The organism is Pseudomonas sp. p106 (assembly GCF_003936645.1).
GTDB lineage: Bacteria > Pseudomonadota > Gammaproteobacteria > Pseudomonadales > Pseudomonadaceae > Aquipseudomonas > Aquipseudomonas putida_E.
Map to the genome: position 1 here is coordinate 252,395 of NZ_RHQR01000005.1, position 21,437 is coordinate 273,831.

Annotated in this window: 16 protein-coding genes; 7 read left to right on the forward strand and 9 right to left on the reverse strand. The window is 61.1% G+C overall.

Translation table 11 applies throughout. The annotated features are described in order from the left end of the window. The first annotated feature begins 155 nt into the window (after positions 1–155). Positions 156–4,718, forward strand: a complete 4,563-nt coding sequence (locus tag EGJ09_RS09055; protein WP_125923653.1) for a dermonecrotic toxin domain-containing protein — start codon at positions 156–158, stop codon at positions 4,716–4,718. 6 nt (positions 4,719–4,724) lie between these two features. Here EGJ09_RS09055 and EGJ09_RS09060 read toward each other — a convergent pair whose 3' ends face one another. The 4 genes from EGJ09_RS09060 to gpmI all read right to left on the reverse strand — a co-directional run bounded on the left by EGJ09_RS09060 (position 4,725) and on the right by gpmI (position 9,886). Then, on the reverse strand, positions 4,725–5,492 hold the full coding sequence (locus tag EGJ09_RS09060) for a divergent polysaccharide deacetylase family protein (protein WP_115275464.1): 768 nt from the start codon (positions 5,490–5,492) through the stop codon (positions 4,725–4,727). Positions 5,493–5,500: 8 nt separating this feature from the next. After that, positions 5,501–6,823, reverse strand: a complete 1,323-nt coding sequence (locus EGJ09_RS09065) for a S41 family peptidase (RefSeq protein ID WP_046784985.1) — start codon at positions 6,821–6,823, stop codon at positions 5,501–5,503. 92 nt (positions 6,824–6,915) lie between these two features. Then, positions 6,916–8,202 (reverse strand): murein hydrolase activator EnvC, encoded by a 1,287-nt coding sequence (locus tag EGJ09_RS09070; RefSeq protein ID WP_125923654.1) that lies wholly within the window; start codon positions 8,200–8,202, stop codon positions 6,916–6,918. 148 nt (positions 8,203–8,350) lie between these two features. Then, positions 8,351–9,886, reverse strand: coding sequence for a 2,3-bisphosphoglycerate-independent phosphoglycerate mutase (gene gpmI / locus EGJ09_RS09075; RefSeq protein WP_125923655.1), 1,536 nt, complete (start codon positions 9,884–9,886; stop codon positions 8,351–8,353). A gap of 206 nt (positions 9,887–10,092) precedes the next feature. Here gpmI and EGJ09_RS09080 point away from each other — a divergent pair, with 206 nt between their 5' ends. From EGJ09_RS09080 to secB, 3 genes are read left to right on the forward strand one after another with little or no spacing between them, the layout of a single operon-like run. Then, positions 10,093–10,506 carry a rhodanese-like domain-containing protein gene (locus EGJ09_RS09080; RefSeq protein WP_046784988.1) on the forward strand — a complete coding sequence of 138 codons (414 nt, stop codon included), beginning with the start codon at positions 10,093–10,095 and terminating at the stop codon, positions 10,504–10,506. A 1-nt stretch (position 10,507) separates the two neighbouring features. After that, positions 10,508–10,762: a glutaredoxin 3 gene (gene grxC, locus EGJ09_RS09085; RefSeq protein WP_046784989.1), complete on the forward strand. Its 255-nt coding sequence runs from the start codon at positions 10,508–10,510 to the stop codon at positions 10,760–10,762. 39 nt (positions 10,763–10,801) lie between these two features. Continuing rightward, positions 10,802–11,287 (forward strand): protein-export chaperone SecB, encoded by a 486-nt coding sequence (secB, locus tag EGJ09_RS09090; RefSeq protein WP_012312355.1) that lies wholly within the window; start codon positions 10,802–10,804, stop codon positions 11,285–11,287. 109 nt (positions 11,288–11,396) lie between these two features. On the opposite strand, the gene trmL is transcribed toward secB, so the two are convergent. Further along, the gene (gene trmL, locus EGJ09_RS09095) at positions 11,397–11,858 is read right to left on the reverse strand and encodes a tRNA (uridine(34)/cytosine(34)/5-carboxymethylaminomethyluridine(34)-2'-O)-methyltransferase TrmL (RefSeq protein ID WP_011531803.1); all 462 of its coding nucleotides are present in this window, start codon (positions 11,856–11,858) and stop codon (positions 11,397–11,399) included. On the opposite strand from trmL, the gene EGJ09_RS09100 reads away from it, so the two are divergent. Then, positions 11,857–12,294 (forward strand): hypothetical protein, encoded by a 438-nt coding sequence (locus EGJ09_RS09100; protein WP_046784990.1) that lies wholly within the window; start codon positions 11,857–11,859, stop codon positions 12,292–12,294. The two genes, trmL and EGJ09_RS09100, sit on opposite strands and share 2 nt — an antisense overlap. A 358-nt stretch (positions 12,295–12,652) precedes the next feature. On the opposite strand, the gene ntrC is transcribed toward EGJ09_RS09100, so the two are convergent. The 3 genes from ntrC to glnA form a co-directional block, all read right to left on the reverse strand. Further along, positions 12,653–14,089 carry a nitrogen regulation protein NR(I) gene (gene ntrC / locus EGJ09_RS09105; RefSeq protein ID WP_039603934.1) on the reverse strand — a complete coding sequence of 479 codons (1,437 nt, stop codon included), beginning with the start codon at positions 14,087–14,089 and terminating at the stop codon, positions 12,653–12,655. Beyond that, the gene (gene glnL / locus EGJ09_RS09110) at positions 14,086–15,171 is read right to left on the reverse strand and encodes a nitrogen regulation protein NR(II) (protein ID WP_046784991.1); all 1,086 of its coding nucleotides are present in this window, start codon (positions 15,169–15,171) and stop codon (positions 14,086–14,088) included. Before glnL ends, ntrC begins: the two co-directional genes overlap by 4 nt. A 382-nt stretch (positions 15,172–15,553) precedes the next feature. Then, positions 15,554–16,960: a type I glutamate--ammonia ligase gene (glnA, locus tag EGJ09_RS09115; protein ID WP_012312360.1), complete on the reverse strand. Its 1,407-nt coding sequence runs from the start codon at positions 16,958–16,960 to the stop codon at positions 15,554–15,556. Between the two features lie 471 nt (positions 16,961–17,431). Here glnA and thiI point away from each other — a divergent pair, with 471 nt between their 5' ends. Continuing rightward, the gene (gene thiI / locus EGJ09_RS09120; RefSeq protein WP_039604090.1) at positions 17,432–18,886 is read left to right on the forward strand and encodes a tRNA uracil 4-sulfurtransferase ThiI; all 1,455 of its coding nucleotides are present in this window, start codon (positions 17,432–17,434) and stop codon (positions 18,884–18,886) included. 126 nt (positions 18,887–19,012) lie between these two features. Further along, positions 19,013–20,833: a translational GTPase TypA gene (typA, locus tag EGJ09_RS09125; RefSeq protein WP_046784993.1), complete on the forward strand. Its 1,821-nt coding sequence runs from the start codon at positions 19,013–19,015 to the stop codon at positions 20,831–20,833. 146 nt (positions 20,834–20,979) lie between these two features. Here typA and EGJ09_RS09130 read toward each other — a convergent pair whose 3' ends face one another. Next, positions 20,980–21,384 carry a YkgJ family cysteine cluster protein gene (locus EGJ09_RS09130; RefSeq protein WP_012312363.1) on the reverse strand — a complete coding sequence of 135 codons (405 nt, stop codon included), beginning with the start codon at positions 21,382–21,384 and terminating at the stop codon, positions 20,980–20,982. Positions 21,385–21,437: the final 53 nt, after the last annotated feature.

A 21,437-nucleotide genomic window follows, 5' to 3' on the forward strand; every position in this document is an offset into this window, starting at 1 on the left:
TTGCCCCTTGGCACATCCTTGCGCTCCATTTGTCGCGAGGAAGCCGCCCCATGCCCATTCAGCCAAGTCCTGTGCCTGACTTTCGTCGGGCAGTTGCTACCGAGTTTTTCAGTCGTCCAACCCTACGTAGTGTTCTGAGCCAGCAGATTCTCGAATTGCTGGTCCCCTGTCATGCCGCTTTGGCCGGCGCCAGGCTGCCCGATGCCGAACCGCTCATACTCAACATCCCTGCCCGCATTGCGTCCGGCCCGCAGACCTACGACGCGTGGACGCCCCGGCCATTGCTGGAGGTCATGCTTGAGGCATTTCACGCCCGCCAACCCCTGGCATCGCTGGGGGCTGACGGTGGGGATTTCCTGCTGGCAGTCCGGGAACCCTGGTTCCTGCGCGACCAGCAGGGCAACAAATTGCCGTCTGGGGCGATTTCGATCCGGCCCCAACTGGCTGCCTTGGATGACCTCCTGCTTATGCTTGCGGACAACTTCTGCCAAGCCCTGGTCGATTACTGGACGGCGTCAGGCAGTCAAGGCGTGAGCCGGGACCTGTGGCTGCAGCACCTGCTCAAAACGGCATTGCTGCAGAATTTGAGATTGCAAAGCCTGGACGACCAGCAACGTCAGTGTTTGCTCAGCTTGCTCAAGAATCACGGCGCCACTCCTTCTGTATTTATGGTCCAGGTGCAACTCGATAACGACGCTCAGTGGTTGCCTAACCTGCTGGTCAGGGGCGAGTGGGACGAGCGCGAGGTGTTTCTGTGGTGCGCCCCGTCCAGCCTGGTGAGGGCATTTGCATCGCTGGATGACTTCGCTGAAACGTTACGTGACGAGTTTGCCGAGCACCAGCGCTTCGAATCCATGGCATGGCACCGCTATGAGTTGGAAGGTGACGTGTTTGCCCAGCAAAGCAGCCTGTTGTTGGAGATCATGCTTGATGACATAGGGCGTTTGCGTTACGCGCAGTTGCCAGACTGTTCGCTGCTTGAGAGGGCTTTTTCTGCGCTGAGCGACCCCGCGCGCTGGTTCATTGAAGGTTACGGCCAAGCCAGCGAGGCACAGATTGCATTGCCGCCTGGCCTGCGAAATAGCAATGCTGCAAATAACTTTGTCTATCAACGGGGCGTGTTCGAACTGGCTTTGGCTCAGGCTCAGTCCGAAGGGGGTGGGGCGCTTGAGGATGTACTTGATCTGCGCAGCTACACCCGTCAGGCGCTGCGGGCGCGAATGCTTGCTGATTTCCCGGTCGAGGCCAACTATTTTCCGGATGACCTGGTTCTGCAACTGACCATCAATGCCGGCTGGCCCGGTGGTGCCGGCGTCGGGCCGGGCGATTCGGCGGTTGAGCACCGCAGCATGACGTTGACCGATTTCGCCATCGGTAACCTCTGGTCGCTGCAGAGCGCGCAGCTTACCGGCATAACGCACCGTGAAAACCAGTTGATCATGGACTGGATGAATGTCGACTACGTCAAGTCGCTGGTGCAGCGTGTCGACATCGGCAAGCACTACCCCACCTACGTCGCGCAGAAGCTGGACGACCCCGCTACACAGACCGAGCGGATCAAACGCTTTGGCCGTGAATGGCGGTGTTCACTACTGTTCAGCGCGCTCTATGCCCGCTTGCAGGGCGGGCTGAGCGACGCAGGCTTGCAGTGTGTGACCGATTTTTGCCACGGCTACCTTGACCCGCAATTGCCAGCGCTGATGCTGATGCCTCTGGCCTTCAGGCGTGAAGCGAGCGCGATCGAGCAGGATGAGGTCAGTGGCATGTATGTTCTGTTCGCTGCTGAGCCTGCAAAGGTTTTGCTGTATCGGCCTCTGTACAACGCAACGCCGCTGCTCGAGTTTGCCAGCCTGGACCTGATGATGGCTGCAATCCGCAAGCCCGGGCCATTGCAGGACAGCGTCCTTGAGTGGATGTCGCCCGCCTCGCGTGCCGCCTACGCATATGGCGGCTTTTACGAGCCGCATTGGCCAGGGCCTATCCTGGCAAGCGATTTGCTGCCTGAGCGAGGGCGCCCACCAACTTTCGCAGCGCAGTTCTGGCGCAATGATGTGGATGTGAGGCTGTATAAGGCCAATCGCAACCTGCTGGTGGAACTGGCTGACCGCGAATCGGTTTCCAATGCCGAGAGTCGCTGGGCGGTTCTCGTTCAGGGGGCTTGGCTGTTGTTCGACGTTGTAACGTTGCTGCTGCGTGGGCCTGTGGCCGTCGTTGCCTGGCTGGTACAGGCCATTTCCGGATTGCACGACGACCTGGTGGCCTTGCGCGATGGCAGTGCGTTCGAGCGCAGTGCAGCTGTGGTGGACCTGTTGCTCAACGCCTGCATGGCCTTGATGCATTTGCGTTTGCCGCGGTTGCACTTAAGCGAGCCTGTAAGGGACCTTCCCGCTCGGGGCGCAATGCCTGCGTGGCCTGGCGCACAAGCAATGGTTGTTCCCATACAAGGCAAGGTTGGTGTTCCAGGAGGGCTGGCGAAGCATGGCTCTACCCGGCTGGATTTTTCCTGGCGTGGCACACAGGGGTTCAATGTGCTCTCACCGCAGCAGCGCAAGGTGGTGTCCGGTATGCGCGTGGATGTATCGCTGGAAGGCCTGGAACCGCTTGCAGCGGGAGCGGAACGCGGGTTGTACCGCGTTGGCGAGCACTATTACCTTACGCTAGGCGATGGTGTGTACCGGGCCACCTTTGAGGAGCAAGGTTTGCGTATGGTGGGGGCCGACGGCGGCCTGGGGCCCTGGTTGGCGTTCGAGCACGGACAATGGCGTGTCGATCGTGGCTTGCGCTTGCAAGGCGGCATGCCACGCAGTCGCCTTGAAGCCTTGAAAGAGGAAAATCGCAAGAAAATCGAGCAACTCAAGAGCGAAGAAACAGTACTGGCCCGCCAGCACAATGCGCTGGCAGATACGCTGAACAGGCACCGCGACCTGCTCGGTGAAAAGGACAAGCGCATCGCAGTGCTCGAGGCGCTTGCCGAGCCGGACGACTTGGCCCTTCGCGAACTGGAACTGACCCAACGCCTGCGCAAGCAGATCAACTTGAAGATTGTCTATGAGGTCAAGAGCCTGATCGGGAACTCACTCGAGCATGAGCGAGTGGTCGCCAGCCTCTTCAGCATGCGCCATGACAACAATGCCTACAGCAATGCTGTCAGGGAGCAGCGCAGCAGGATCCGCCACAGCCTGATCGAGAATATTTCGACGTTCTATAACGAACTGGCTTCCATCATCAATGATGAGGATGTGCAAAGCCTGGCCGACCAGGTCGTCATACACCCTGAGCAGGCAGAGGAGATCAGCCAGTACGAGCACTTTCGCAGCGTACTGGAAGAGGTCATCAAGTGGGAGTCGGACCTTGTGGACATGTCCCGACTGCTCGACACCCTGCTCGACGAAACGCTCAAGGACGACAGTTACGTTTTCAGAAACGATGAAACCCACCAACGCATCAACAAGGAAGCCGAGCTCAAAGGTACTATTGAGGCGCGTCGGGTATCGGCCATCGATCTGGACTTTCGCCTGCTCCAGGACTTGGCGGAGGTCAGCCTGGACCGGCTGGCCGATGTGGAGGAACGGGTGTTGTCGCAATACCTCGAGTACCTGGCCGGCGACAGCCTGAAAAGTGCAGGCAACGCGCACGGCGATCTGGCTGGCAGTAACCTGGCGCTGGCCGAGCAGATCGAGGTCTTGAGCGGCATCCTGGAAGGTTATGAAGAAGCCGCAGCGATGGCCGATTACCTGGGCAGTGTGGGCGGCGCCGCGATCAGGCAGGAACCGTTGCAGCAGTACAAGAGAACGCTGCGCGGTTTGCAGCGTGCCGCCCAGAACGAGCTGGCCCAAGCGGTACGCGAGCAGGAACTGTCCGAGCCTGCCGCGCCGCGTCCGGTGTTCTACACCCCGCGCGGCGGGCGGCGCAAGCTGGTCCGCACCCATCGCGGGCGCAAGGTGCTGGGCGAGGAAGTCGAGCTGGATGGGGTGGCGGTCGTCCAGCAGCGCGACGAACGTACCCGGCATGTGCTGAAAACCTTCCGTCAGCAAGGTGATGAATGGGTCGAGGATGCGCCACAGCCCGATGAAGCGAAGCCGCCATTCTCGCCGCAGATCCCACGCTTGGCACGCAAGCGGGCTCAGGCACTGCTTGACGAGGTCGATCGGATCAACAAACTGGCCAGAAGCTTTTTCCAGGCTGAGCAACCCAATGGTTTGGCCACGGTCGTCGATGGGCACCTGGAAAAACTGCGGATTGCTCACAGTACTTTGCCCCGCATGACCCCTGACGATGCTTTGTTCGAGCAGCTGGGGGCGGCCATTGAACGCTTGCAGGCCACCCGTCGCGATCTGCTGACCGGTATCTACCTGTCAACCGACCATCCGGATGCCAGTAGCCTGCGCTTTCTGCTCGACAACCACCAAGTGACGATACACCGCGCAGGGCCACGCAAGCTGCTGGCAGCGGGCGATTACCTGGATGTCTACGAAATCAGGCGTATGCCGCGGGCCGGGCAGGCTCAAGGCGACGGGCTGTGGGAGGCGCACTTCCACTACCTGGACATGGATACGACGGCGCGGCAATTCAGCAAGGGCCATCTGAAGCTGTGGGCGCAGCGCAAATTGGGGCGCCTGGCGCAGCTGCGGGCAGCGACCAGCGGTGAAGCCCTGGTGGCGATCTACCGGGGTAATTTACGCCTGAACCAGGTGGAGGGCCTGATCCCTTTCGACTGAAATGCCTCAGCGGTTGCTGTAGCGGCCGTGCTTGCCGTGTGCGGGCATTGCCTGATTACCGCGCTCGGCGATCATCTGTGAGAGCGTGATCAGTTCGATGCCCTGGCTCTTGAGCCGGGGCATTTGCTGTTCCAGTACTTGCAGGGTCTGCGGATAAGGATGCCCGATCAGCACAGCCGAGCCTTGCCTGTGTGCCAGTGCCACGCCTTGCTGCAGCTGTGTGGTGATGGCCTCTGTGGTGCGTACGTCGTCCAGAAACACGTCGCGCGACACATGCCCAAGGGCCTGTGCCTGTGCCTCGGCGGCAGCGACGGTGGCAGCACTGGTACGGCTGTCTACGAAAAACAGATGCCGCCGCTGGAGTTCCCCCATCAGCCAGGTCATGGCGCCACGCTGGGCGGTCATGCGGCTGCCCATGTGGTTGTTGATGCCGGCGGCGTAGGGCACTTTGGCCAAGGCTGCGTCCAGTCGCCTGGCGAGCTCCGGCAAGGCGATGTCCGGGTGCCAGGCATAGGGCCCGGTGGCGGGGTCCATGGGCATATGCAGGATTACCGTCTTGCCCGCCTTGTGCGCCTGGCGGGCGAACTCGCTGGCGTGGGGGGTATCCGGCATGATCGCCATCGTCACAGGGCCAGGCAGCGCAAGCGTTCTGCTGTCGCGCTCGGTGCTCTGGCCCAGGTCGTCGATGATGATGCTCATGTAGGCCTTGTTGGCCGGCGCTGCATGGGCGAACGCGGCCGACAGGCATAACAGCACGGGCAGCAGATACCGCAACGGATGAATCATTTGCCGGAGGTGATGTTCAGCCCCTTGAGCAGGCTGAGCGCCTGGCTCAGCTGGAAGTCATCGTCCTGCGGACGCTCCTTGCGCTTGCTGCTGCCGGTCGGGCGGTCAGCGCCACCGTTGCCGTTGCCCAGGTGGCCTTGCAGGTCGGCTTCCTTGAAGTTCTCGGTATCGACCTCTGCTGTGAGTTTGGCCGGGCGCACCTCGATGTCCGGCACGATGCCCTGGGCCTGGATCGAGCGGCCATTGGGGGTGAAGTACAGTGCGGTCGTGAGCTTCAGGGCACGGTCGTTGGCCAGTGGCAGCACGGTCTGCACCGAACCTTTGCCGAAGCTGTCGGTGCCCATCAGTACGGCGCGTTTCTGGTCTTGCAGGGCGCCGGCGACGATTTCCGAGGCCGAGGCGCTGCCGCCGTTGATCAGCACGACCAGTGGCACGGCTTCGCTGGCGTCGGCCGGGTCGGCGGAGAAGCGCAGTTCGGAGTTGGCGATACGCCCCTTGGTGTACACGATCAGGCCCTTGGTCAGGAAGTGGTCGGCCACTTCCACCGCTGACTGCAGCACGCCACCGGGGTTGTTGCGCAGGTCCAGAACAACGCCGCGCAGTTTCTTGCCGTTGTCTTTGCGCATCTTGGCCAATGCCTTGCCCACTTCGTCGCCGGTCTTGACCTGGAACTGGGTGATGCGGATGTAGCCGTAGTCGTTTTCCAGCAACTGGCTCTTCACGCTCTTGACCTGGATCACCGCGCGGACCAGGTTCACGTCGAACGGGGTGCCGCCGTCACGTACCAGGGTCAGGGTGATCTTCTCGCCGACCTTGCCGCGCATCTTGTCCACGGCTTCGGTCATGCTCTGGCCGCGGGTGGGCGCACCGTTGATCTTGACGATCAGGTCGCCTGCCTGCACGCCGGCGCGCGAAGCGGGGGTGTCATCGATGGGCGAGACCACCTTGATGAAGCCGTCTTCCTGGCCGACTTCGATACCCAGGCCACCGAACTCGCCACTGGTGCTTTCCTGCAGTTCCTGGAAGTCCTCGGGGCCAAGGTAGGCCGAATGCGGGTCGAGGTTGCTGAGCATGCCTTTGATGGCATTCTCCAGCAGCGTCTTGTCGTCTACCGGCTCGACATAGGCCGCCTTGATGCGGTCCATGACCTCGGCGAAGGTGCGCAGCTCTTCCAGTGGCAGCGGCGCCCTGGCGGTCACCTCGGTGGCTGGCACCGCGGCGGGCTTGGCGGGCGCCGGCTCGGCAGCGATGGCCAAAGGCATACCAGTCGCCAGGGCGATGGTCAGGGCCAGCTGGGTGAGACGAGGCGAGTGCAGCATGTCGAACGAACTCCTGATCCTGTAGGCGCTCCCTGGGGAGCATCGGCCCAGCGTGGGGCGCCGGGCCGTAAAAAAGTGACTAGGCTTTAACCTTAACCTTTGCACCACTGCGAAGGGTCGGTTGGCCTGCCCTGCTGGCGGATGGCGAAGTACAAGCCGGCGGCATCCTGGCCGCCGCTGTCGCCAACGGTGGAAATGGCCTCGCCGGCCTTGACGATGTCCCCGGCGCTCTTGAGCAGGCTCTGGTTGTGGCCGTACAGGCTCAGGTAACCATTACCATGGTCGAGAATGACCAGAAGTCCAGCACCGCGCAACCAGTCGGCGAACACCACGCGCCCGCCGTGCACGGCACGCACCTGGGTGCCGGGGTTGGCGCTGATCATCACGCCGTCCCACTTGGCTCGGGCATCGCTGCCACGGGCTTCACCGAAACGTGCCAGCAATCGACCATTGACGGGCCAGGGAAGTTTGCCCCGTGCGGCAGAAAAAGCACCGCCGTAGGTTGAGCTGCTGCTGGAAACCAACGGGCCTAGGGTGGTGCGCGCCTTTTTTGGCGGTTCGCTGTCTTGCTGTGCGGCCAGCGCTTCCTGCTGTCGGCGCTTTTGGGCCTCTTGCTCGGCCAGCAGGGCCTTCTTGCGCGCTTCTTCGGCCTCACGGGCCTGACGGGCCAGGGTTTCCTCAATGGTCTTGAGCACCTTGGCAAGGTCGGCCTGGTCTTGTTCACGGGCCTGCAGCTTCTTGTCGCGGTCTTTCATGTCACTGTTGAGCTTGGCCAGCACCTGCTGACGTTTGCCACGTTCGGCTTCCAGGGCCTGGCGGCGGCTGTCGAGATCGGCGCGCTGGGCCAGCAACTGTTCTTGCTGGCGGGAAATGTCCTGTTCGACATTGGCCAGCTGGCGCAAGGTCTCGTTGAAGGCACGCAGCTGCTCCATACGCGCCTTGCTCAGGTAGTCGTAGTAGCTGAGGGTGCGGGCGAACTTTTCTGGGTTCTGCTGGTTGAGCAGCAGCTTGAGGTATTCCTCACGGCCATTGTTCTGGTAGGCGGACCGCGCCTGAATGGCGATCAGTCGCTGTTGTTCAATGCGCGAGCTCTGGAGTTTTTTTTTCTCGGTATCAAGGCGCTCCAGCTCGCCCTCGGTCTTTTTTAGTTCTTGCTGCAGAGCCTCCACCTGCTTTTCGAGGTTGCCGATGTCGGTCTCGGTGGCTTTGAGGTCTTTCTGCACGCCGGATTTTTCTTCCTGGAGCTTGCCCAGCGTTTTCTTGAGCTCGGCGATGTCCTGGCGGGTGGCGTCCAGTTGTTGCTGGGTCTGTGCGCGCTCGTCGGCGAAGGCCGGGCTGAGCAGGCAAGACAGGGCTAGGAGAATCAGGGCGCGAAGCATGAGGTTGGGCGTACCAAGGATGGAGACTGGCCTAGTATGCCCGCCCGGGGCTGCAAAAAAAACGCCTCACGGCGTCAGCGGCAAGCTTCAAGCTACAAGCGGCAAGCAAAAGCAGGCGCCAGGCCAGGTTTCGCTTGCCGCTTGCCGCTTAATCCTCGAGCAGAATCGAGGTACCGGTCATTTCCGCAGGTTTTTCCAGCCCAAGCAGCTTGAGCATGGTCGGCGCCACGTCGGCCAGCACGCCGCCCTCGCGAACCTTGACCTGGCGCTTGCCGACATAGATGAACGGTACCGGCTCGGTGGTGTGGGCCGTATGCGCCTGGCCGGTGCATTCGTCTTCCATCTGCTCGACGTTGCCGTGGTCTGCGGTGATCAACGCTTCGCCGCCCACCTTGTCCAGTGCCTCGACGATGCGACCGACACAGCCGTCCAGGGCTTCGACGGCCTTGACTGCGGCATCGAACACGCCGGTATGGCCGACCATGTCACCGTTGGCGTAATTGACCACGATCACGTCGTAGCGCTGCTGCTCGATGGCCTCGACGATGCGGTCGGTGACCTCTGGGGCGCTCATTTCCGGCTGCATGTCGTAGGTGGCGACTTTCGGCGACGGGATCAGGATGCGCTCTTCGCCTTCGAACGGTTCTTCGCGCCCCCCAGAGAAGAAGAAGGTGACGTGTGCGTATTTCTCGGTCTCGGCGATGCGCAGCTGGGTCTTGCCGTTTTTGGCCAGGTATTCACCCAGCACGTTGTTCAGGCTGGCCGGGGCAAACGCCGCCGGGGCCGGGATTTTCGCCGAGTACTGGGTCAGGCCGATGTAGGCGGCCAGCTTTGGCAGGCGTGCCCGTGGGAACTCGTTGAAATCGGCTTCGACGAACACGCGCGACAGCTCACGTGCGCGGTCGGCGCGGAAGTTCATGAAGATCACGGCATCGCCATCTTCGACCTTCACCGCTTCGCCAATACGCGTGGCCTTGACGAATTCGTCGCTCTCGTCGCGCGCATAGGCCGCTTCGAGCCCGGCAACAGCGCTGTCTGCAGTGTGTTCGGCAACGCTGTCGACGATCAGGTTGTAGGCGGCACTGACGCGGTCCCAGCGGTTGTCGCGGTCCATCGCGTAGTAACGGCCGATCAGGCTGGCGATTCGGCCTTTGCCAAGCTTGGCAAAGGCCGAATCGAGCAGCTCGATGGACGATTGCGCGCTGCGCGGCGGGGTGTCACGACCGTCGAGGAACGCATGCAGGTAGATCTTCTCGGCGCCACGCTGCGCGGCCAGTTCGGCCATGGCAATCAGGTGGTCCTGGTGGCTGTGTACGCCGCCGTCGGAGAGCAGGCCGAGGATATGCACGGCCTTGCCGGCACCTGCAGCCTGGTCCACCGCGCCTGTCAGCACCGGGTTCTTGAAGAACTCGCCGTCGCGAATGGCCTTGGTGACGCGGGTGAAGTCCTGGTAGACGACACGGCCGGCGCCCAGGTTCATGTGACCGACTTCGGAGTTGCCCATCTGCCCGTCCGGCAGGCCGACGTCCATCCCTGAACCGGAAATCAGGCCATGCGGCGCGGTGGCACGCAGGCGGTCATAGACCGGAGTGTTGGCGGCATAGATGGCGTTGTATTCGGGGCTTTCGCTGTGGCCGAAGCCATCCAGGATGATCAGGACCAGGGGTTTGGGCGTACTCGTCATCAATCAAACTCACGGTTGTTCAAAGATGATAAAGACACGCATTTTAGGGCAAATGCGCCACCTGCGGCGAATATTCGTCCTGTTCCCTGACCAGCGCGGCGCCCGCGAGAACGGGAAGGTAGTTTTCCCACCGGCCTGTCGGACTTTGGTGGTCATTGGGGGCTGTGTATACTGGCCGGCATTTTCAATCGCCTGGAACACCGCTGATGGTTGCTCACCTGATTCAATTCGCGACAGATCACTACATCCTGGTTGCGATCTTCGTTGTTCTGCTGGTCCTGCTGCTGCTCAATGAAATCCGCCGTGGCGGCCAGAGCCTGAGCAATGGCCAACTGACCGCCCTGGTCAATGCCGAGAAGGGCCTTGTCATCGATATCCGCCCTGCCAAGGAATACTCCGCCGGCCACATCGTTGGTGCGGTGAACATCCCGCAGGACAAGGTCGCCACCCGCATGACCGAACTGGACAAGCACAAAGAGAAGACCCTGATCGTCGTCGACGCAATGGGCCAGCAGTCCGGCACCATCTGCCGCGAACTGCTCAAGGCTGGTTATACCGCCGCCAAGCTGAGCGGTGGCGTTTCCAGCTGGAAAGCCGATAACCTGCCCCTGGTGAAGTGATATGAACGACGTCATCGTCTACTCCAGCGACTACTGCCCCTACTGCATGCGTGCCAAGTACCTGCTCGAGAGCAAGGGCGTGGCCTTCGAGGAAATCAAGGTCGACGGCAAGCCGCAGGTACGCGCCGAGATGAGCCAGAAGGCCGGCCGGACTTCGGTGCCGCAGATCTGGATCGGCAGTACCCATGTCGGTGGCTGCGATGACCTCTACGCCCTGGAGCGCGCCGGCAAGCTCGACGCGCTGCTCAAGGCCTGATTTGCACTGCATTCAAAAACATTAGGATAAGGATCTGCCATGACTGACCAACAGACCAACGGCGCAGCAGCCGAAGACAACAGCCCTCAGTTCTCCATGCAGCGTATCTACGTGCGCGACCTGTCGTTCGAGGCCCCGAAAAGCCCGCAGATCTTCCGTCAGACCTGGGAGCCGAGCGTTGCCCTGGACCTGAACACCAAGCAGAAGGCTCTGGAAGGCGACTTCCACGAGGTGGTGCTGACCCTGTCGGTGACCGTCAAGAATGGTGACGAAGTGGCGTTCATCGCTGAAGTTCAGCAGGCTGGTATCTTCCTGATCAAGAACCTCGACGCCTCTTCCATGAGCCACACCCTCGGCGCGTTCTGCCCGAACATCCTGTTCCCGTACGCCCGCGAGACTCTGGATAGCCTGGTGACCCGTGGTTCGTTCCCGGCCCTGATGCTGTCGCCGGTCAACTTCGACGCCCTGTACGCGCAAGAGATGCAGCGCATGCAGGAAGCGGGCGAAGCACCGACCGTGCAGTAATTTTGCCTGGTAGCAAAGAGGCGGCCTTCGAGGTCGCCTTTTTATTACCCGGCTGCCTGCCTCGGGCTTGTCAGCTCCCGGCAAACCCCGGCTGCCTGCCTCGGGCTTGTCAGCTCCCGGCAAACCCCTGCTGCCGCCACGCCTCATACACCGTCACCGCCACGGTGTTGGACAGGTTCAGGCTGCGGCACCCCGGCCGCATCGGCAGGCGCAGGCGTTGCTCGGCCGGCAGGCTGTCCAGCACCTCGGCCGGCAGGCCGCGGCTTTCCGGCCCGAACAGGAAGGCGTCGCCCGGCTGGTAGGCAACCTCATGAAACGGGTGCGAACCCTTTGTGGTAAAGGCGAACAAGCGTGGGTTGCCCAGGCTCTCCAGGCATCCGGCCAGGCTTTCGTGGCGCTTGAGCGTGGCATACTCGTGGTAATCCAGCCCTGCACGGCGCAGCCGCTTGTCGTCGAGCTCGAAGCTGATCGGTTCGATCAGGTGCAGCGCGCAGCCACTGTTGGCGCAGAGGCGAATGATATTGCCGGTATTGGGCGGAATTTCAGGTTGAAAGAGGATGACGTGAAACATGCACGGCTCCAAGCGTGAAGATGGCGAGCATTCTACCCCCGAACCTGATGTGCGTTCGAAGGGCTTGCCGAAGGTTTTGCTCTCGTTGGCGATCGTCGGCTTGATGGTCGGTTTGATGATCGGCCGTCTGACTGCACCCGAAGCGCTCGTGCTTGAGCGGGTGGAGGTGGTGCAGGACGGGCTGGACCTGTGGTTCAACGATGAACCGAAGCTGCATGGCGAGAATGTCCAGGGTACGGTCGCGTTGCTGTTCCAGGCCGAAGGTAAAGCCCAGCGTGGGCAACTGACCCTGCAGGGCAAGCCGGTGAGCTGGCGTTTGCAGAAAAGTGAGGAAGGGTTGCTGCTGAGCGTGATTGCCGCGCGCCCTCTGCGTGGCGAATGGGCCGGTGCAGAGGACGCGGGGCGCTGGCGGGTGCAGGTGAGGCTGCACGAATAAAAGAGGGGATGTCCCGGCCTGCCTGTACCAGGGTCCCCAAAGCTTGCGCTACTGCGTGTAAAAGAGGGGATTCCCGGCCTGCCTGTACCGAGGTCCCCAAAGCTTGTGCAACTGCGTATAAAAGAGGGGTTCACCCGGCCTGCCTGTACCGAGGCCCCCGAAACTGGAGATACATTACGTATTGCAGGTGGCGTGCCAGTTTTGAAAAACCCGGAAACATTGGGTTTCAGGGCGATCTGGCCGGTTTTTGAGGGGATTTGTGCCTTGGCGCGGTGCAGCTGGCACAGCTTCGGTGCATTGGCCAGAAATGGTTGGGGCCGCAAAGCGGCCCCAACGGTGTTACTGATTCAGCGGGAAGTCAGTGATCATCGCCCTCATCGTCATCCCCGCCATCCACGTTCATCCCCAGTTCCTTGATCTTGCGGGTCAGGGTATTGCGCCCCCACCCCAGCAGCACCGCTGCATCCCGGCGGCGCCCGGCAGTATGCTTGAGCGCCGTCTCGATCATGATCCGTTCAAAGCTGGGCACGGCGCTGTCCAGCAGGTTGGATTGCCCGCGTGCCAAGGCTTGGTCGGCCCATTGGCGCAGCGCCTGCTCCCAGTTGGTCACCGGTGCAGCGTCCTGCGGCAGGTTGAGCAATTCGGGCGGCAGATCGCCGACCAGCACTTCGCGGCTGGACGCCATGACGGTGATCCAGCGGCAGGTGTTTTCCAGCTGGCGGACGTTGCCAGGCCAAGGCAGGTTGCGGATGAATTCTTCGGTTTCCGGCTTGAGCAGCTTCGGTTCGACGGCCAGCTCCTGAGCGGCACGGCCAAGGAAGTGGCGTGCCAGCGCGGGGATGTCCTCGCGGCGGTCGGCCAGGCGCGGGATATGAATACGGATCACGTTCAGGCGATGGAACAAGTCTTCACGGAACTTGCCAGCCTGTACCAGTGACTCGAGGTTTTGATGGGTTGCAGCGATGATTCGCACATCGACCTTTACGGGCACATGGCCGCCCACACGATAGAACTCCCCATCGGCCAGCACCCGCAGCAGGCGGGTCTGCGTATCGGCAGGCATGTCACCGATTTCGTCGAGGAACAAGGTGCCGCCGTCCGCTTGCTCGAAGCGGCCGCGTCGCAGGTTGGCCGCGCCGGTGAAGGCGCCTTTTTCGTGGCCGAACAGCTCCGACTCCATCAGGTCCTTGGGTATGGCGGCCATGTTCAGGGCAATGAACGGTGAGGCCGCCCGCGGGCTGTGGCGGTGCAGGGCGTGGGCTACCAGCTCCTTGCCGGTACCGGACTCGCCATTGATCAGTACGGTGATGTTGGAGTGGCTCAGCCGGCCAATGGCGCGGAACACCTCCTGCATCGCCGGGGCTTCACCGATGATTTCCGGCGTACGGGCCAGGGCCTGGGGCACATCGAGGCCTTGCTGCTCCTGCGCATGCTGGTTGGCGCGTTTTACCAGCGAGACCGCCTCATCGACATCGAACGGTTTGGGCAGGTATTCGAAAGCGCCCCCCTGGTACGACGCCACTGCGCTGTCCAGGTCGGAATGGGCGGTCATGATGATGACCGGCAGGCGCGGGTGTTGGTCGCGAATCTGTGCCAGCAGGTCGAGGCCGCTGGCGCCGGGCATGCGAATGTCGGAAATGATCACGTCCGGCTGCTGCCGGGCCAAGCGGCCCATCACGCCATCGGCGCTGTCGAAGCTCTGGGTGGTCATGCCCTCCTGTTGCAGGGCTTTTTCCAGGACCCAGCGGATGGAGCGATCATCGTCGACGATCCATACGGTTTCACTTCGGCTCATGAGGCGGTGGCTCCTTGTTCCAGCGGCAGGAAGATCGAAAAGGCGGTGTGGCCGGCGTGGCTTTCACACTCGATCAGGCCTTGGTGCTGACTGATGATGTTCTGGGTAATGGCCAGGCCCAACCCGGTACCGTCCGGGCGGCCACTGACCATGGGATAGAAGAGGGTGTCTTGCAGTTCACTGGGGATGCCGGGGCCGTTGTCGATGATCTCGACGCGGGCCACCAGTCGGTGGCGCACATGGCCGATGGTGAACTGGCGCATCGCGCGGCTGCGCAGGGTGATGCGGCCCAGGCGCAACTCGTTCTGTGAGCTGATCGCCTGCATCGCGTTGCGCACGATATTCAGTACCGCCTGGATCATCTGTTCGCGGTCGATCAGCACGTCCGGCAGGCTCGGGTCATAATCACGCACCAAAGTGATGCATCCTTGGCTTTCTGCGTCGACCAGGCTGCAGACCCGTTCAAGGACTTCGTGAATGTTGGTCATGGCCAGCGATGGCAGCTTGTTCGAACCGAGCATGCGATCGACCAGGTTGCGCAGGCGATCGGCCTCTTCGATGATCACGTTGGTGTAGTCGCGCAGGCCATCTTCGGGCAACTCCCGGGCCAGCAGTTGCGCCGCGCCACGGATGCCCCCCAGTGGGTTCTTGATCTCGTGGGCGAGGCCGCGGACCAGCATCTTGGTGGTTTCCTGCTTGCTCAGCTGGGCTTCTTCCTTGGTGATGCGCAGCAGGCGGTCACGCGGGTGTACCTCCAGCAACAGCAGGGTGTTGCCCTGGTGCAGGATGGGCGTCACGGCATAGTCAACGGTGATGGTCTGGCCGGTCAGCGAGGTCAATTGGGCTTCGCGCTTGGTGAACGGGTGCGCCTGCTCGACCGCCTGGCGCAGGGAGTTGAGCGCCTCGGACGATTCGGTGAACAGTTCGCTGATGAACTGCCCGTGGCTGCGCTGCCCACTCACGGCCAGGAGCATTTCCGCAGCCGGGTTCATGTACTCCAGGCGCAGCTCGGCGTTAAGCAAGAGCGTGGCGGTGGTCAGGTTGTCCAGAAGCAGACGGTGCTGTGCATCGCTGATGGTCATAAGGCGTCGTTGACCTCTTTTGGCGCTTGCCGGGCATGGCGGTGAGCGTGGCCGGCGCACTATGGATCTGCTCATGCCAGGCTCTTTGCGTAGAAAATGCAAGAAACAAACCAAGGCTCCGAAAAGAAGCGGGATTGCTTTATAAACCCCCGAAATTGCGCCTATTCGGACCAGAAAGCACTGATTTACCGTTCAACGTGACCTGTTTTGGGGTGCGGGGCGGGGCAGGCAACGTTGCATCGCACCAATATAGAGCATCGGTGCGCGTGGCGTATGGCGCCAAGGTGTTGGGGCGCTTCCGATCGGGACGGCTGGAAAAACAAAAACGGCCTTCATGAGAAGGCCGTTTCCGGGATTTCATCGGCGCAATGCGCCAATCAAATCAGCAGCTGTAGTACAGCTCGTATTCCAGCGGGTGCACGAAGGTACGGACCTTGATCTCTTCTTCGCTCTTCAGTTCGATGAAGGCATCGATGAAGTCGTCGGAGAACACGCCGCCCTTGGTCAGGAACGCACGGCCTTTATCCAGCTCTTCCAGAGCTTCTTTCAGGCTGCCGCAAACTTGCGGGATATCTTTCGCCTCTTCAGGCGGCAGGTCGTACAGGTTCTTGTCGGCAGCATCGCCTGGGTGGATCTTGTTCTGGATGCCGTCCAGGCCAGCCATCAGCAGGGCCGCGAAAGCCAGGTACGGGTTGGCCGATGGGTCCGGGAAGCGCGCCTCGATACGGCGGGCTTTAGGGCTGCCGACGTAAGGGATACGGATCGAGGCGGAACGGTTGCGTGCCGAGTAGGCCAGCATTACCGGGGCTTCGAAGCCTGGAACCAGGCGCTTGTAGGAGTTGGTCGACGGGTTGGTGAAGCCGTTCAGGGCCTTACCGTGCTTGATGATGCCGCCGATGAAGTACAGGGCGGTTTCGGACAGGCCGGCATAGCCTTCACCCGCGAAGGTGTTCTTGCCGTCTTTCCAGATCGACATGTGCACGTGCATGCCCGAGCCGTTGTCGCCGTACAGTGGCTTTGGCATGAAGGTGGCGGTACGGCCGTAGGCGTCGGCAACGTTGTGCACGACATATTTCAGGGCCTGTACTTCGTCAGCTTTCTTCACCAGGGTGTTGAACTTGACGCCGATTTCGTTCTGGCCGGCAGTCGCCACTTCGTGGTGGTGAACTTCGACGGTCTGGCCCATCTCTTCCAGTGCGTTGCACATGGCAGTACGGATTTCGTGGTCGTGGTCGAACGGCGGAACCGGGAAGTAGCCGCCTTTGACGCCAGGACGGTGGCCTTTGTTGCCGCCTTCCACGTCAGCGCCAGTCATCCACGAGCCTTGCTCGGAGAAGATCTTGAACATCGAGCCGGAGATGTCCGACTGAAACTTCACTTCGTCGAAGATGAAGAACTCAGGCTCTGGGCCGGCGAAGACGGTGTCACCGATGCCGGTGCTCTTGAGGTACTCTTCAGCGCGCTTGGCGATCGCACGCGGGTCGCGATCGTAGCCCTGCATGCTCGACGGGTCGACGATGTCACAGGTGATGATCAGGGTCGGCTCTTCGGTGAACGGGTCCAGTACGGCGGTATCGTCGACCGGCATCAGGATCATGTCGGAGGCTTCGATGCCTTTCCAGCCAGCGATGGAGGAGCCGTCGAACATCTTGCCGACTTCGAAGAAGTCTTCGTCCAGGCCATCACGCGCTGGCATGGTCACGTGATGCTGAGTGCCTTTGGTGTCCGTGAAACGCAGATCAATCCACTTGACGTCATGATCTTTGATGAGTTGAACCGACTTCGACATGTTGTCCTCCGGATGGTCTAGAGCGCGGTGGGCCGCTGCCCTGGAAAAAAGGGTGTTGCCGGGCGCGGATAGTCGGCCAAGCTTACCTGCCTCACAAGGGAGCAAATTGCATGCCAGTGCCCGAAAATGGCGAGGCCGGGATAAAAGGGGGCGTTTGCGGGCATTTGGCGGCGGTTTGGCGGCGAAAAACGCACCCTTACGAGGCGGCTTTTGCTGTTGGTGCACCAATAGCGTGCACAGATCGGGTTGTGTGCTTCCTTTAAGGGCCTCATCGCTGGCAAGCCAGCTCCCACACCCTAAGCGCAGTCTTGAGGCCTACCGACGTCCTGTAGATGCTGGCTTGCCAGCGATGAGGCCAGTACAGGCAATATAAATCCAACCTTCTGTACAAAAGTTGGTCAAATCCTGAGCAATTTCCGATATAATTCGCGCCCCTCATTTTTCGGCAGGCCCTGCGCGCGCTGTTAACCAATGAAACTTATCGTCAAAGTCTTCCCAGAAATCACCATCAAGAGCCGGCCGGTACGCAAGCGCTTCATCCGCCAGCTCGGCAAGAACATCCGCAACGTGCTCAAGGACCTCGACCCTGAGCTCGCGGTCGATGGTGTCTGGGACAACCTCGAAGTGGTCACCCGCGTCGAAGACGAAAAAGTCCAGCGCGAGATGATCGAGCGGCTCACCTGCACCCCGGGCATTACCCACTTCCTGCAGGTGGAGGAATACCCGCTCGGTGACTTCGACGATATCGTCGCCAAGTGCAAGCAGCACTTCGGCCACCTGCTGGCCGGCAAGTATTTCGCCGTGCGCTGCAAGCGCGGGGGCCACCATGACTTCACCTCGATGGACGTCGACCGCTACGTTGGCAGCCAGTTGCGCCAGCAGTGCGGCGCCGCTGGCATCGAGCTGAAGCAACCTGAAGTGACGGTGCGCATCGAAATCCGCAACCAGCGCCTGTACGTGATCCACAACCAGCACCAAGGCATTGGCGGCTACCCGCTGGGCGCCCTGGAGCAGACCTTGGTACTGATGTCCGGCGGTTTCGACTCCACCGTGGCGGCCTACCAAATGATGCGTCGCGGCCTGATGACCCATTTCTGCTTCTTCAACCTCGGCGGCCGTGCCCACGAACTGGGCGTGATGGAAGTGGCCCACTACCTGTGGAAAAAGTACGGCAGCAGCCAGCGCGTATTGTTCATCAGCGTGCCGTTCGAAGAAGTGGTCGGCGAGATCCTCAACAAGGTCGACAACAGCTACATGGGCGTGACCCTCAAGCGCATGATGCTGCGCGGCGCTGCGCGCATGGCCGATCGTCTGGAAATCGATGCGCTGGTCACCGGCGAGGCGATTTCCCAGGTGTCCAGCCAGACGCTGCCGAACCTGTCGATCATCGACTCGGCCACCGACAAGCTGGTGCTGCGCCCATTGCTGGCCAGCCACAAGCAGGACATCATCGACCAGGCGACCGAAATCGGCACCGCCGACTTCGCCAAGCACATGCCTGAATATTGCGGCGTGATCTCGGTGAACCCGACCACCCATGCCAAGCGTCACCGCATGGAGCATGAAGAGAAGCAGTTCGACATGGCCGTGCTGGAGCGCGCCCTCGAACGTGCCAAGTTCATCTCGATCGACCACGTGATCGACGAGCTGGGCAAGGACGTGGAAATCGAGGAAGTAAGCGAAGCGCTGCCAGGCCAGATCGTGATCGACATCCGTCACCCTGACGCCCAGGAAGACGAGCCTTTGGTGCTCGAGGGTATCGAAGTTCAGGTGATGCCGTTCTACGCGATCAACAGCAAGTTCAAGCAGCTGGATGAAACCCGCCAGTACTTGCTGTATTGCGACAAAGGTGTGATGAGCCGATTGCACGCACACCACCTGCTCAGTGAGGGACATGCCAATGTGCGTGTTTATCGTCCGGCATAAGACCCCAGGGCTGTATGGCGGCAGCATCCGCCATCGCCCTCCCGACCGCCGGGCCCGCTGAGCCTTTTACCTTCATATTGGCCGCCTAGACTGGCGGCAACCGAATCCTCTGATCGAGATACAGTTGTGATCGAAAATCTGCGTAACATCGCCATCATCGCCCACGTTGACCATGGTAAAACCACCCTGGTCGACAAACTCCTGCGTCAGTCCGGCACCCTGGAACGTAACGAGCTCAACGACGAGCGCGTAATGGACTCCAACGACCAGGAAAAAGAGCGCGGGATTACCATTCTGGCGAAAAACACCGCCATCAACTGGAACGGCTACCACATCAACATCGTCGACACCCCCGGCCACGCCGACTTCGGTGGCGAGGTTGAGCGTGTAATGTCCATGGTCGACTCCGTGCTGCTGCTGGTCGACGCCCAGGACGGCCCTATGCCGCAAACCCGCTTCGTGACCAAGAAGGCCTTCGAAGCCGGCCTGAAGCCGATCGTCGTGATCAACAAGGTCGACCGTCCGGGCGCCCGTCCTGACTGGGTTCTGGACCAGATCTTTGACCTGTTCGACAACCTCGGTGCTACCGACGAGCAGCTGGACTTCAAAGTGGTCTACGCCTCGGCCCTGAACGGCATCGCCGGTCTGGACCACACCGCCATGGCCGAAGACATGACCCCGCTGTACCAGTCGATCGTCGACAACGTACCTGCGCCGGACGTTGACCGTGAAGGCCCGTTCCAGATGCAGATCTCGGCACTGGACTACAACAGCTTCCTGGGTGTTATCGGCGTTGGCCGTATCGCCCGTGGCCGCGTGAAGCCGAACACTCCGGTGGTCGCCATCGACACCAACGGCAAGAAGCGTAACGGCCGTATCCTCAAGCTGATGGGCCACCACGGCCTGCACCGTATCGACGTCGAAGAAGCCCAGGCTGGCGACATCGTCTGCATCAGCGGTTTCGACGAGCTGTTCATCTCCGACACCCTGTGCGACCCGACAGCCGTCGAAGCGATGAAGCCGCTGACCGTCGACGAGCCAACCGTTTCGATGACCTTCCAGGTCAACGACTCGCCGTTCTGCGGCAAGGAAGGCAAGTTCGTCACCAGCCGTAACATCAAGGACCGTCTGGACAAAGAGCTGCTGTACAACGTTGCTCTGCGCGTTCAGGAAACCGATTCCCCTGACAAGTTCAAGGTATCGGGCCGTGGTGAGCTGCACCTGTCGGTACTGATCGAAACCATGCGCCGTGAAGGCTTCGAGATGGCCGTAGGCCGTCCTGAAGTGATCATCCGCGAAGTCGGTGGCGTCAAGCAGGAACCGTTCGAGAACGTCACCATCGACATCCCTGAAGAATCCCAGGGCAAGGTCATGGAAGAAATGGGCCTGCGTAAAGGCGACCTGACCAACATGGTTCCGGATGGCAAGGGCCGTGTTCGCCTGGAGTACAACATTCCAGCCCGTGGCCTGATCGGCTTCCGTAACCAGTTCCTGACCCTGACCAACGGCGCAGGCATCCTGACCTCGATCTTCGATCGCTACGACACCATGAAGTCGGGCCAGATGTCCGGCCGCCTCAACGGCGTACTGGTTTCGGTCGAGACCGGCAAGGCACTGACCTACTCCCTGGAAACCCTGCAGGCGCGCGGCAAGCTGTTCGTCGAGCACGGCCAGGAGATCTACAACGGTCAGATCATCGGCCTGAACAGCCGTGACAACGACCTGGGCGTGAACCCTACCAAGGGCAAGAAGCTCGACAACATGCGTGCTTCGGGCAAAGACGAAGTCATCGCCCTGGTTCCGCCGGTTCGTCACACCCTCGAACAGGCTCTGGAATTCATCCAGGACGACGAGCTGTGCGAAGTTACGCCGAAGTCGATCCGTCTGCGCAAGAAGATCCTGGACGAAGGCGAGCGTACCCGCGCTGCCAAGAAAGCCAAGAACTGAGTTAGCTCAGGCTGAATGAAAACGCCCCCGGTCGAAAGGCCGGGGGCGTTTTTTTATCTGGGCTTTTTGTATCGGTTTTATCGGCCTCATCGCTGGCAAGCCGGCTTCCACAGGTCCTTGCGCAACTGTTTTGGCGAGGCCAATGATCAGCGCGTGGTCGCCTTGGGCTTGTAAGCGCAATACCCCGGCCGCGGGCCTACCTTCGGATGGTTCCGGCAAGTATCCGGGCGCTTGTCATAAATGGTGCACAGCCGGCTCTTGCGGTCCAGATACATGCAATCATCGTTGCTCATCCGGGTCAGGGTGAAGATCCCCGACTTCTGGTTGAAGCGTTCGATGATGCCTTCCTTCTGCAGGCGTTTGGCCACGTTCTTCGGGGGTTCGTCCTTTTCGAACTCGTCCACTACGCCGATGCGTATCAGGTCTTTGATCTTCACTTCCACAGGCAGGGTGCAGCAGGTCGAATGGCAACCCCCGCACATGTGGCTGGCATAGCGTTGCCAGGTTTCCAGGCGGTCGACTTCGGCTGCGGCAATCAGGGTCGTTTTCATCGTTATAGGTGGCGGATCACGGTCTTGGGGCGCGCGATCATACCGGAGTTGTT